The sequence below is a fragment of the Pseudomonas sp. VI4.1 genome, from assembly GCF_002029345.1.
Taxonomy (GTDB): Bacteria; Pseudomonadota; Gammaproteobacteria; order Pseudomonadales; family Pseudomonadaceae; genus Aquipseudomonas.
The window spans coordinates 48,191-60,632 of the sequence record NZ_MULM01000182.1 but is presented as its reverse complement, the minus strand read 5'-3'; the positions used below and the strand labels follow the sequence as shown (position 1 = coordinate 60,632).

General features: G+C 59.8%; 9 protein-coding genes and 1 tRNA gene. 1 reads left to right on the top strand and 9 read right to left on the bottom strand.

The genetic code is table 11. The features are described from left to right. Position 1: 1 nt before the first annotated feature. The 8 genes from BZ163_RS30255 to rpsU form a co-directional block, all read right to left on the bottom strand. On the bottom strand, positions 2-271 hold the full coding sequence (locus BZ163_RS30255) for a hypothetical protein (protein WP_128873981.1): 270 nt from the start codon (positions 269-271) through the stop codon (positions 2-4). A 62-nt stretch (positions 272-333) separates the two neighbouring features. Next, positions 334-876: a hypothetical protein gene (locus BZ163_RS30250; RefSeq protein ID WP_128873980.1), complete on the bottom strand. Its 543-nt coding sequence runs from the start codon at positions 874-876 to the stop codon at positions 334-336. Then, on the bottom strand, positions 873-1,892 hold the full coding sequence (locus tag BZ163_RS30245) for a site-specific integrase (RefSeq protein ID WP_128873979.1): 1,020 nt from the start codon (positions 1,890-1,892) through the stop codon (positions 873-875). The genes BZ163_RS30250 and BZ163_RS30245 overlap by 4 nt, the downstream gene beginning before the upstream one ends. Before the next feature lie 124 nt (positions 1,893-2,016). Then, a tRNA-Ile gene (locus BZ163_RS30240) sits at positions 2,017-2,093 on the bottom strand. Between the two features lie 15 nt (positions 2,094-2,108). Beyond that, positions 2,109-5,828: a bifunctional diguanylate cyclase/phosphodiesterase gene (locus tag BZ163_RS30235; RefSeq protein ID WP_128873978.1), complete on the bottom strand. Its 3,720-nt coding sequence runs from the start codon at positions 5,826-5,828 to the stop codon at positions 2,109-2,111. A gap of 150 nt (positions 5,829-5,978) precedes the next feature. After that, positions 5,979-7,829 (bottom strand): RNA polymerase sigma factor RpoD, encoded by a 1,851-nt coding sequence (gene rpoD / locus BZ163_RS30230; RefSeq protein ID WP_128873977.1) that lies wholly within the window; start codon positions 7,827-7,829, stop codon positions 5,979-5,981. Positions 7,830-7,896: 67 nt separating this feature from the next. Further along, positions 7,897-9,876: a DNA primase gene (dnaG, locus tag BZ163_RS30225; protein ID WP_128873976.1), complete on the bottom strand. Its 1,980-nt coding sequence runs from the start codon at positions 9,874-9,876 to the stop codon at positions 7,897-7,899. Between the two features lie 481 nt (positions 9,877-10,357). After that, positions 10,358-10,573, bottom strand: coding sequence for a 30S ribosomal protein S21 (gene rpsU, locus BZ163_RS30220; protein WP_002551877.1), 216 nt, complete (start codon positions 10,571-10,573; stop codon positions 10,358-10,360). Between the two features lie 199 nt (positions 10,574-10,772). Here rpsU and tsaD point away from each other — a divergent pair, with 199 nt between their 5' ends. Continuing rightward, positions 10,773-11,798 (top strand): tRNA (adenosine(37)-N6)-threonylcarbamoyltransferase complex transferase subunit TsaD, encoded by a 1,026-nt coding sequence (gene tsaD, locus BZ163_RS30215; protein ID WP_128873975.1) that lies wholly within the window; start codon positions 10,773-10,775, stop codon positions 11,796-11,798. 22 nt (positions 11,799-11,820) lie between these two features. Here the strand turns inward: tsaD and plsY are convergent, their stop codons facing one another. Further along, positions 11,821-12,390 carry a glycerol-3-phosphate 1-O-acyltransferase PlsY gene (gene plsY, locus BZ163_RS30210; RefSeq protein ID WP_128873974.1) on the bottom strand — a complete coding sequence of 190 codons (570 nt, stop codon included), beginning with the start codon at positions 12,388-12,390 and terminating at the stop codon, positions 11,821-11,823. Between the last annotated feature and the right edge of the window lie 52 nt (positions 12,391-12,442).

Genomic DNA, 12,442 nt, shown 5'->3' with positions numbered 1-12,442 from the left:
TTTACCAAGCCTTGCGCGAACGCAGCCAAGTCAGGAACACTTCCAAGTCAAATAAAAACTCTTTGCCGGGACGCAGTACGGCGCCGGTTTTAGCCAGACCGTTGTGTTCGGAGTTGCGCAGCAGATAGGAGAGGGTGGCAGGCTTTAAGGCGGGAATGGCTTCAAGCAACTGCTGACGCGAGACGACAACGGCTTTGGCTTGTGCCAGCAACTGCGGCAAGCTTTGCTCGCTGCCATGCGTAACGATAGGTGAAGTTGCAGTGGTCATCATCGAGACTCCGAAGAGTGTGTTGGAGTCTCGATTTTACCTAAGCCGATTCTGCTACCCGACGCCTACCCCTCGGTTTCGGGGGGCCCGCGTCGAGGGGCACGGTCCAGCCGAAGCCGGATCGCGTCGGCGGTCAGGGTCTCGCCCAGGTACTGGTAGGCAATACCCAGGAATTCGATCAAGTCGCCGTCGTACCGTCCGTCAATCTCGACCTCACCGCCTGCATCTTTCCATGCCAGCACCAGCCGGATGAATTCCTGCTGACGATCTTCGACCTCGCTGTCGAAACGTTCGGCCAAGGCGTCGAGGATCATGGTCAGCAGATCGGCTTGCATCAGGTGGCGAACCTGTTCACGGCCAAGCCTGGCGTCACAGGCGATGCGGTCGGCCAGATGCCAATGCAGATGGTCACGGGCGCGCAGCGGCAGCGCTGCAATCGCCTTGTGCGCCTGCTTGAGCCGATGTTTGCAGTCGGCGGGTTCGGCACTGGCAATCAGCGGCTTCCGCAATTCCCAGTAGCGCCTGTCCCGCATGGCGGATTCGACCGCCTGGATCAACGGTTCAGGATCTACACCCCAAAACTCGGCACGCTCACGAAGGTCATTCATTTTTCCAGCCTCCCGAACACCTCAGCCATCGTCCTGTCGGCAGCGGCCTGCTTGGTCTTGATGCTGAGGTGGGCGTAGCGTGCCGTCGATTGCGGGCTGCGATGGCCGAGGATCTGACCAGTGGTGTACAAGTCGGTGCCAGCGTTGATCAAGGAGGTGGCCGCGTCGTGCCTCAAGTCATGGAAGTGGAACGCCTTAAGGCCAGCCACCTTCAGCGCCGCGTTCCAGTGCTTGCGAAAGCACATCGGCTTCTCACCATCGGCGCGACCGAACACCAACCCCTCGGCCTTCCTGTGCAGCATCAGCGTGGTGATCGCTGGTGCCGGAAACACCAGCACGCGGGGATCGCCGTTCTTGGTCATGGCGAGGGTCGCGGTACGCTTCTTGAGGTCGATGCCTTCCCAGCGCAATGACTGCAATTCGCCCAGGCGTGCACCGGTGGTCATTCCCAACACGACCAGCAGCTTCAACAGCGGCCAGTCCGATGCGTCGCAGGCAGCGAGCAGCGCCTTGCGCTCATCGTCGTCGAGAGAGCGAATCCTGGCGTTGTTCTCGGTTTTGCTGGCGATGCCCTTCGCGGGGTTGGTAGCGATGTACTCTTCGTCAACGGCGAACTGCATCAGTACCGACCAGCAGGCTTTCCGTCGATTGATCGTCGCTGGTTTGCGACCCTCGGCGTAGGTCTTGAGGTCGGCCTTGATCAAGGTCGTGGTGATGTCGAGCAGACGTTCCTTGCCGTAGGCATCAGTCAGCGCCTTGACCCGGCCTTGACGAGAGATGTCCCGACCCGTCCACGCATCCATGTACAGCTCGGCCAGGGTGCTGAGGGTGATCCTCGCCTTCGGGTTGCCCAGGGCTTCAAGGCGCTGATTATCACGCAGCAGGGCGTCTGCCCAGGTCTTGGCGTCTTTCTTGAGGGTGAAGGTTTTGCTGGCGATCAATTTGTCGCCGGAACGGATCACAGCCTTGTAGCTGAATCCGACCTTGAGCGGTTTCTTGACGTAGGTGACGTGCATGGCGTAACTCCCAAGGCCCGGATGGGCCCAGCTAGTCGAACGGGAGGACGTACCTTTTCCCGTACCTTGCACGCTTTCGGTTGTTGCGACATCGCAGGTAAACCCTTGATGTTGGTGGAGAATCTGGTGGGCCCACACGGACTTGAACCGTGGACCAAAGGATTATGAGTCCTCTGCTCTAACCAACTGAGCTATAGGCCCTCAGTAGGTCGCGGATTATAGCGATGGTTTCTCGGCTGTGCTATCCGAAAAATCCAATTTGGCTGTACGAAGAAACGTCGCGGCGAATTCGGCCGGTGGCAGGGGCAGGCTGACGATGTAGCCCTGGATCTGTTCACACCCTTCCGCTGCGAGGAATTGCTGCTGTGCGAGGGTTTCCACGCCCTCGGCGATCACGGTGAATTGCATGCTTCGGCCCAGGGCGATAATGGCGCGAACGATGGCCGCGTCGTGGGGATCGTCCGGCAGGCCGCGGACGAAGGACTGGTCGATCTTGAGAATGTCCAGCGGCAGGCGTTTGAGGTAGCTCAGGGACGAGTAGCCGGTGCCGAAGTCGTCGATCGCCAGTTGCACGCCCAGGTGTTTGAGTTGGTGCAGCACCGCCAGCGCTTCTTCGGCCTGACTCATGATGAAGTTTTCGGTGATTTCCAATTGCAGGAGGTCGGGTCTGAGGCCGTTGTCCTTGAGCAATTGTTCGATGCGGCCAAGCAGGTTCGGCTGACGCAGTTGCGCGCCGGCGAGGTTGACCGACAGTGGGCCGAGGCATTCGTAGACCTGGTTCCATTCGTACATCTGCCGGCAGGCGGTTTCGAGTACCCAGTCGCCGATTTGCAGGATCATGCCGTTTTCTTCGGCCAGGGGAATAAAGTGCTCCGGCGGCACGTCGCCGAAGGTCGGGTGGCGCCAGCGAATGAGTGCTTCGGCGCCGACCAGGCGATGGTCGTCGAGGCTGATCTTCGGCTGATAGTGCAGGAACAGTTCATTGCGCTCGATGGCGCGTCGCAGTTCGTGCTCCAGCGCGACGCGCTCGCTGGCTTGGGCGGTGAGGTCGCGGGTGTAGCTTTCGACCCGATTGCGCCCCTTGGCTTTGGAGCGATACATCGCCGCGTCGGCGTTCTTGACCAGGGTGGCAACGTCACAGCCGTCTTTGGGATAGAGGCTGGTGCCAATGCTGGCACTGATGAAAAACTCGTGCACACCGGCCTGGAAGGGGGCGCTGAAGCAATTGAGCAGCTTGGTCGCGATGTTGTCGGCGTCACTGGATTGCTGCAGGCCGGGGAGCAGGATGATGAATTCGTCGCCACCCAGGCGCGCCACGGTATCGATGTCGCGCAACTGTTCCTTGAGGCGCACCGCGATGCCTTTTAGCAACAGGTCGCCGACCGGGTGCCCGAGGCTGTCGTTGATGTGTTTGAAGCGGTCCAGGTCGAGGAACAGCACGGCGCCCTGGCCGCCGTTTTCCTGTTGGTTGTTGAGCGCGGTCAGCAGCCGGCTCTCGAACAGGGTACGGTTCGGCAGGCCGGTCAGCGGGTCGTGGTGCGCCTGGTAGTCGAGCTTGGCCTGGGCGTGCTTGAGGCTGGAAATGTCTGCGAACACGGCCACAAAGTGGGTGATGAATTTGTCCCGGTTGCGCACCGCACTGATGGTCAGCCAGCTCGGGTAGAGCTCGCCGTTCTTGCGTCGATTGGATATCTCGCCCTGCCAATGCCCTTCGGCGGTCAGTTGATGCCACATGGCTGCATAGAACGCGCTGTCGTGCAGGCCCGAGGCGAGGAGGCGAGGGGTGTGGCCCAATGCTTCGCTTTCGCTGTAGCCGGTGATTTCGGTAAACGCGCGGTTGACCGCACTGATGTGTTGTTGAGTGTCGGTGATCAACACCCCTTCGGCGGTGCTTTCGAACACGGTGGCGGCCTGTTGCAGCTTTTCCTGCATCAAGTGCCGCTCGGTGATGTCTCGAGCGATGGTCAACATGCAATCTTCGTCGCCGATCGGCAGCGGACGGCTGGACACCTCGCAGAGGCGGATCTGGCCGTCGCTGCGGCGGATGTGGCAGCTGAAGTCGCGGACGAAACCGTCACGGTGCAGCAGGTCGAGCATCTGTTTGCGTTCGTTGAGGTTGACCCAGATTCCCAGTTCGAGCGCCGAGCGATCCACGGACATCGCGCTATTGAAGCCGGTAATGCGGCTAAACCCTTCGTTGACCTCCAGCAGCAAGCCATCGCTTTGCCGGGACAGCAGCAAACCGTCCGGGGAGGCATGGAAAGCCTTGGCGAATTTCTCTTCGGAGGTTTGCAGCTGTTGCTGGGTTTCCTTGAGCTGGCTGATATCGCGCACGACGACCACCAGCGCAGGGGTGGTGTCGAGGTCGAACGGTTCGGCGGAAATCAGGCCGGTAAACACCTGGCCATTGTTGCGACGAAAGGGCATCTCCAGGTTACGAATGCTGCCGGCCTGCAACCGCTGCAACAAGCCAGGCCCGACGCCGGGGATGCCCCAGATGTTGAGGTCGGAGGCGGTCTGGCCGATGACGTCTTCAGCCATGATGCCGATCTGTTCTTCGAACGCTTTGTTTACTTCCAGCAAACAGCCGTCAGAAAGCCGCGCGATGACCAGAATGTCCGGGCATTGCTGGAATACCGAGGCGAACTTCTGTTCCGACAGGCGCAACGCTTCTTCGGTGCGCTTGGCATCGCTGATATCGATCATCAGCCCGCGCATCACCGGTTCATGGCCGTGCTCGATCAGGCTGACGATGTCTCGCACCCACAGGCAGCGGCCGTCGGCGGTGATCACGCGGTAATCGAGGGTGTGATCGCGCCTGGCCAGGACTTCCTGGTCGCAGTAGGTCTGGGCCCGGGTTAGGTCGGCGGGGTGGATGATGTTGCGCCAGAAGCCTGGAATCAGCCAGTGCGACAAGGGGTAACCGAGCAGGTCCTCCGCATGGGGCGATACGTAGCTGTAGGTGAAGTCGGTGATCCTGGCTTCCCAGGCGATGGCCGAAAGGCTCTCTACCAATCCGCGGTAGTGGTATTCGCTGCTGCGCAGTTCCTGTTCCAGATCGACCCGGCGGGCGATTTCCGAACTCAGCCGGCGGTTGATCCGGATCACCGTTGCCAGCACGCCGACCAACAGCAGTAATCCAGGTAGGCCATAAAGCAGCAAATCGGACCAGAACGTTCGATGATCGAGGACGTTGCCGACCCAATGCTCCTGGATCGCGCTGATTTCCTCCGGGGTCATATCGGCCAGGACCTTGTCCAGGATGCCCACCAACACCTTGTTGTCCTTGGGCACGCCCATGGCCAGTTGATAGCGATAGGGTGTCTCGCCGCTGACATAAAGCCCGTCGAGCTTGAGCTGGCGCAGGCTCCAGATGCTGGAGGCGAGATCGCCGACCACGGCGTCCACCTCATCGGTGGCCAGTGCCTGCAAGGCTGAGCTGACATTGGGCATTGCCACCAGGTTCAGGTCAGGGTGGTGCGTGCGCAGTAGCTCATGGGGGGCGTAATTTTCCACCACGGCGATTTTCAGGCCGTACAGGTCTGCCAGTTTGCGCGGCTGGGGACCTCCGACATGGGCAAGAATGACAATCGGAAAGTCCAGGTAGGGACGGGTGAACGACAGGTAACTCTGGCGCTCTGGGGTCGACATGATGCCCGGCAGCAGGTCCAGCTTCGCTTGTTTGGCCTGTTCGAGGACAACCGTCCAGCTGACCGGCTCGATGGGCGTGAGCTTGATGGCCAGGCGTTGCCGAATCATGTTGATGTAGTCCGCTGCAAGGCCCTGGTAGCGGCCTTGATCGTCGCGAAACTCAAAGGGCGGCCAGGACGCATCGACGCCCAGGCGCAAGTCTGGGTGAGCCGCCAGCCAGCTACGTTCTTCGTCGGTCAGAGTCAGCGCGCCAGCCGTTGTGGTCCAGGTTATCAGCGACAGCAAAAAAAAACACGGTCGGCAGTCTGGGCATAACGATCTCGTTGCGGCACGGGGGAATGTGTCGAGTGTAGACGGGCAATCAGGCGGGAGTGAAGCGTGGGAAACTTTATCTGCATAAAGCAAAACCCCCGGCCTGGGCCGGGGGTTTTGTGATCACTCGTCGAGGAAGGAGCGCAGATGCTCGCTTCTCGTCGGGTGGCGCAGCTTGCGCAGCGCCTTGGCTTCGATCTGACGAATCCGTTCACGGGTCACGTCGAACTGCTTACCAACCTCCTCAAGGGTGTGGTCGGTATTCATGTCGATACCGAAGCGCATGCGCAGTACCTTGGCTTCACGGGCAGTGAGGCCGGACAGTACTTCGCGAGTCGCTTCTTTAAGGCTCTCAACGGTGGCGACATCGATAGGCGACTGCATGGTCGAGTCTTCGATGAAGTCACCCAGATGGGAGTCTTCGTCATCACCGATCGGGGTTTCCATGGAGATCGGCTCTTTAGCGATCTTCAATACCTTGCGGATCTTGTCCTCAGGCATTTCCATGCGTTCGCCCAGCTCTTCCGGGGTCGGTTCGCGACCCATTTCCTGCAACATCTGCCGGGAAATGCGGTTGAGCTTGTTGATCGTCTCGATCATGTGCACCGGAATACGGATGGTGCGGGCCTGGTCGGCGATCGAGCGAGTGATCGCCTGACGGATCCACCAGGTGGCATAAGTCGAGAATTTGTAGCCGCGGCGGTATTCGAACTTGTCTACCGCTTTCATCAAACCGATGTTGCCTTCCTGGATCAGATCGAGGAATTGCAGGCCACGGTTGGTGTACTTCTTGGCGATGGAGATCACCAGACGCAAGTTAGCTTCGACCATCTCTTTCTTCGCGCGGCGGGCCTTGGCCTCACCGATCGACATGCGACGGTTGATGTCCTTGATCTCGGCGATCGTCAAACCGGTTTCGGTTTGCAGCGCGATCAGCTTCTGCTGGCAACGAATGATGTCCGGTTGCAGGCGACCAATGGCTTCGGCGTATTTGCCTTTGCCTTTGGCCAAGCCGTCGGACCAGCTTTCGTCGACTTCATTGCCCGGGAACTGGCGCAGGAAATCGGCACGCGGCATGCGTGCATCTCGAACGCACAGTTGCATGATTGCGCGCTCTTGCTGACGCAGGCGATCCAGGGCACTGCGAACACGCTCGACCAGGCCTTCGAATTGCTTCGGCACCAGTTTGATCGGCATGAACAGCTCAGCCAGCAGCACCAGCTCGGCGATTGCCAGCTTGTTGCCACGACCGTGCTTTTTCAGCGCCTTGCGGGTGATTTCCATCTGATCGGAGACAGCGCCAAAACGCTGTGCCGCGATAACCGGATCCGGACCGCTTTCGGCTTCTTCCTCGTCGTCAGTCGTTGCTTCGGCGTCATCGTCGTCGGTGTCGTCATCCGCTTTCACGGCTTTCGGATCGACAGGCGGTGGCACTTCGGCTGCAGGCGGCGCAATGCCGTCGTCCGGGTCGATATAACCGCTCAGGACGTCGGACAGGCGGCCACCTTCGGTGGTGACGCGAGTGTATTCGGAGAGAATATGGTCAACCGTGCCAGGGAAGTGCGCAATTGCGCCCATCACTTCGCGGATGCCCTCTTCAATACGCTTGGCGATTTCAATTTCGCCTTCACGTGTGAGGAGCTCTACCGTACCCATTTCACGCATGTACATGCGCACCGGGTCGGTGGTGCGACCAATGTCGGTCTCGACCGCTGCCAACGCTGCTGCTGCCTCTTCGGCCGCGGCTTCGTCGGTATCGGCGTCGGCCAGCATAAGGGAATCCTTATCTGGCGCAACCTCGAATACGTTGATCCCCATGTCATTGATCATGCGGATGATGTCTTCCACCTGTTCCGGATCTGAAATATCCTCCGGCAGGTGGTCGTTGACCTCCGCGTAAGTCAGGTAGCCCTGCTCACGACCAAGTGTGATCAACTCTTTGATACGAGACTGCTGTTGCGCTTTTCCGGACATAACACCCTATCCACTGAAGGTCTTGGCGGGCAAAAAACAAGCCGAGGATTATACCTGAGCTATGACCTCACGCGCCAGTTGAGGTCGGGCTTGATGCGGAAACATTGCGACTTAAAAGGTCGCGCAGTTGATTTTTCTCTTCGGCTGTCAGTTCACTTTGACGTGCTTTCCTGAGCAGTTGTTCCAGGTTTCGCTCGCGTTGGCGGGCGGACAAGCTATTAATGGTGTCGAAAAACTGTTGTTCAAGGTTATCTCCGTCAATCAGCCATTCCTTTTCCGCCAGCGCCTTGAGCAAACGTCCTTGCTCGGTACCGTGCCAGCGTGCGATCAACTGAAATGAGTTTAGCTTGGGATTCTTCTGTACGGCTTCGAGCAGTGCCACCAACAATTGTGTATTGGTGTGATCTTCGGCGGCAAAGTGCCCGGCGCCCTCGACTTTTTCTGCCAGTTGCGGGTGATGCAGCAGTGTTCGCAGCGCAGCCAGGGTCGGCGGCTCTACAGCGGCCGGCACCCGTGGGGCGCGCGGTTGATCGCGATCAGCGCCGCGCTTGCCATTCTTGTCCCAGGGTTTCTTGTCCCATTTTTTACCGCCGGCGCCGGGTTTCTTCGGCGTCCACTCCTGCTGCGGCGCATACATCTCCTGTGCCTGTGCCTGTGCCTGCGGCTGATGGTAGTCGCTGTAATCCGGCATGGCGTCGTAATCGATGCCCGGGTCGTACGCCGGTGGCGCTTCCTGGGGGGCGCTTTGTACCAGCTGGCTCACCGCTTCACCGCTAAGGCCGGTGATTTCGCTCAGCCGCTGACGCATCAGGATGCGTAGGTTGGCGCCCGGGACTTTGTCGATCAGCGGCGCGGCGAGGGTGGCCATGTGGGCCTTGCCTTCGAGTGAGCGCGGGTCCGATTCCTCGATCAGCTGCTGGAAGAAATAATCCGCCAATGGCTGGGCATGCTGGTTGATTCGCGCACGGAAAGCGTCGGTGCCTTCGGAGCGGACCAGGGTGTCCGGGTCTTCGCCCTCTGGCAGGAACAGGAAGCGCGCCCGACGCCCGTCTTGCAGGCAGGGAAGGGTGGCCTCCAACGCCCGCCACGCGGCGTTACGGCCAGCCTGGTCGCCGTCGAAGCAGAACAGCACGTTGGGCACGACGCGAAACAGTCGCTTCAAATGCTCTTCGCTGGTGGCGGTGCCCAGGGTGGCTACGGCATTGCGCAAGCCTTGCTGGGCCAGAGCGATAACGTCCATGTAGCCTTCGACGACGATGATTTCGTCGAGATTGCGGTTGTTCTTGCGTGCTTCATAGAGGCCGTAGAGTTCCTGGCCCTTATGGAATACCGGGGTTTCCGGTGAGTTCAGGTATTTGGGCTTGTCGTCGCCCAGTACCCGGCCGCCGAAAGCAATGATGCGCCCACGGCTGTCGCGGATCGGAAACATTACGCGATCGCGAAAGCGGTCATAGCGTTTGCCGGTTTCGGCGTTTTCGATCAGCAAGCCGGCATCGACCATGGCTTTTTGTTGCAGGGTGTCGCTGCTCAAGTGCTTGAACAGGTTGTCCCAGCCGGGCGGGGCGAAGCCGAGGCCGAAGTCCCGGGCGATTTCGCCGGTCAGCCCGCGACCTTTCAAGTAATCCACCGCGGCTTTGCGCATTGGATGGCTTTTCAGGGCCTGACGGTAAAAGTCGGCGGCGGCCGTGAGCAGCGGGTACAGCGGCGAATCGGTCGGCTGCCGCGGTTTGTGCGGGCGGCCGCTTTCTTCGCGGGGGATTTCCATGCCGGCGGCTTTGGCCAGTTCTTCGACAGCCTGGACGAAATCCAGGTTGTCGTGGTCCATCATGAAGCCGAGGGCGTTGCCGCCAGCGCCGCAGCCGAAGCAGTAATAGAACTGTTTGTCGGGGCTGACGCTGAAGGACGGGGTTTTTTCCTTGTGAAAAGGGCAGCAGGCGGTGTAGTTCTTGCCGGCCTTTTTCATTTGCAGGCGCGAGCTGACCACATCGACGATGTCGGTGCGGTTCAGAAGGTCGTCAATGAAGCTCTGGGGAATTAGCCCGGCCATGGCGTTCTCGTCATCTGCGCTGTAATGGACCCGAAGCAAAGGACAGCCGAATGCGGGTCGTTTTTGAGGCGCGCAAAATATACGGCTCGACCAGTGTCGTCTGCGTAATCGCTGTCGGGAAGTGTATCCGCCGAAAATCCACTGACGTTAGTGCCAATCAGTATTCGACTATTTGAAAATATTGCGCTGAAATCCGCTGCGGCCAGTCAATGGCCCCGGATCGCTCATAAGCGGGCACGCAAGAAGGTGCCTTGGGCTGATCGTCGTGAGAGGAATCAGTGGGTGTGCTCGTCAGTAGCCTTGAAAGGCTCGTCAGAAAAGACGTGCACCGCTGGCAAAAAAGCCAGGTCTGACGCTGCGAAGCAGGTTTGTCTCGGTCGCGTCTGCGGCTTTGACGGTGAAGCATCAAGCGTTTTCCGCAAATGCCATTAGCCCGGCTGAGGGCCGGGCTTGGCAGAAGCTTGCTACGAACGTCTGTGTATTAGTACAGACGAACGGCGCGGCGCTGTTCGCGCTGAACTTTCTTGGCGTGACGCTTAACAGCGGCTGCTGCTTTACGTTTACGCTCAGAAGTAGGCTTCTCGTAGAATTCGCGGCTACGAACTTCAGCCAGTACACCGGCTTTTTCGCAGGAGCGCTTGAAACGACGCAGAGCTACGTCGAAGGGTTCGTTCTCTTTTACTTTGACGGCTGGCATCCAGAGCTACCTTCATTCATTACCGGGGTCAACATCCTCGTGGCAAAAGAGCACTTGAAGACGTCGGTTTTTAAGGGTTGCGGATGTTAACCCCTCATCGCTCGGAATGCAAAGCCTCTGATCGAAAACCGCTGGTCGGGGCCTCACGTGGCGACTATTATGCGCGCCTTCGAATTCAGCCTAAACAAGGCGCAAACCCATGCTAGTACTGGGATTAGAAACCTCCTGCGACGAAACCGGTGTCGCACTTTACGACAGTGAACGCGGCCTGCTGGCCGACGCGCTATTCAGCCAGATCGACCTGCACCGAGCCTATGGCGGTGTGGTGCCGGAGCTGGCTTCGCGTGACCACGTCAAACGCATGCTGCCCTTGATTCGTCAGGTGTTGGCTGAAGCTGACTGCGTGCCGACCGAGATCGATGCGATCGCTTATACCGCGGGTCCCGGGCTGGTCGGCGCGCTCTTGGTGGGCGCTTCCTGCGCCCAGGCGCTGGCCTTTGCCTGGGGCATTCCGGCCTTGGGCGTGCACCACATGGAAGGCCATTTGCTGGCGCCGATGCTGGAGTCGCAACCGCCGGAGTTTCCGTTCGTCGCTTTGTTGGTGTCGGGCGGTCATACGCAGCTGGTTCAGGTCGATGGCATCGGCCAATACACGTTGTTGGGCGAGACCCTCGACGATGCTGCCGGCGAAGCGTTCGACAAGACCGCGAAGATGATGGGCCTCAATTATCCAGGCGGCCCGGAAATCGCGCGTCTGGCGGAGCAAGGGGTTGCTGGGCGATTCACTTTTCCGCGTCCGATGTGTGACCGTCCCGGCCTGGCGTTCAGCTTCAGCGGCTTGAAAACCTCTGCCCTGAACACCTGGCAGCAATGCGTCAGCGCCGGGGACGACAGTGAGCAAGCCCGTTGCGACATCTCTCTGGCGTTCCAGCAGGCCGTGGTGGAGACTTTGACCATCAAGTGCAAGCGAGCCCTCAAGCAGGCAGGTATGAAGCGCCTGGTGATCGCTGGGGGCGTCAGCGCCAACAAGGCTTTGCGCGCTTCCCTGGAGAAAATGCTCGGCGACATGCGCGGCGATGTGTTTTATGCCCGTCCGGAGTTCTGTACGGATAATGGCGCGATGATCGCGTTTGCCGGTTGCCAGCGCTTGCAGGCGGGTCAGCACGAAAGCCTGGCGATAAGCGTTCAGGCGCGCTGGCCAATGGAGCAATTGTCGGCGCTGTGATGAGCGGTATTCACGTGCGGTATTAAAAATGCCGTTCGCGCCCGGCAAACAGGTCGCGTAGATTGCCGCGATGACGCCAGACGATCAGCCCTGTGAGCGCGCTCATGGGCAGCAGGGCTGCCGGCTCTTGCCAGGCCAGCAATGGCAGGGTCAGCGGTGTGGCGATCAATGCGGCGAGCGAGCTGGTACGGGTCAGGTAGAACGTCAGCAGCCAGGCGCAGACCGCCAGCAGTGCTGCAGGCGGATAGAGGCCCAGTAACATTCCGGCAGCGGTGGCGACACCCTTGCCGCCGCGAAAGCGGAAGTACAGCGGGAACAGGTGGCCGATGACGGCACAGATGCCGATCCAGGCCTGGTCCTGCAGCGAAAGACCCGCAACACCTGCGATCAGCACGGGCAGCAGGCCCTTGCAGAGGTCGCCGAGCAAAGTCAGGGTGGCGAGCTTTTTGCCGGCCAGGCGCAGCATGTTGGTGGCACCGGCATTGCCCGAGCCACTCATTCGCGGATCGGGGTTACCGGTCAGGCGGCTGAGCAAAATGGCAAAGGACAGAGAGCCGAGCAGGTAGGCGAGGGTCGCCAGTAACCAAAACATGCTAACTATTCCGGGCGAGGACGCCCTGATTCTAACGGCGCAATGCGCCCTT

Bases quoted from the DNA above. Each gene is read 5' to 3' on its own strand.
- BZ163_RS30255 (WP_128873981.1), bottom strand. From the start codon at position 271: ATGATGACCACTGCAACTTCACCTATCGTTACGCATGGCAGCGAGCAA.
- BZ163_RS30250 (WP_128873980.1), bottom strand. From the start codon at position 876: ATGAATGACCTTCGTGAGCGTGCCGAGTTTTGGGGTGTAGATCCTGAA.
- BZ163_RS30245 (WP_128873979.1), bottom strand. From the start codon at position 1,892: ATGCACGTCACCTACGTCAAGAAACCGCTCAAGGTCGGATTCAGCTAC.
- rpoD (WP_128873977.1), bottom strand. From the start codon at position 7,829: ATGTCCGGAAAAGCGCAACAGCAGTCTCGTATCAAAGAGTTGATCACA.
- dnaG (WP_128873976.1), bottom strand. From the start codon at position 9,876: ATGGCCGGGCTAATTCCCCAGAGCTTCATTGACGACCTTCTGAACCGC.
- rpsU (WP_002551877.1), bottom strand. From the start codon at position 10,573: ATGCCAGCCGTCAAAGTAAAAGAGAACGAACCCTTCGACGTAGCTCTG.
- tsaD (WP_128873975.1), top strand. From the start codon at position 10,773: ATGCTAGTACTGGGATTAGAAACCTCCTGCGACGAAACCGGTGTCGCA.
- plsY (WP_128873974.1), bottom strand. From the start codon at position 12,390: ATGTTTTGGTTACTGGCGACCCTCGCCTACCTGCTCGGCTCTCTGTCC.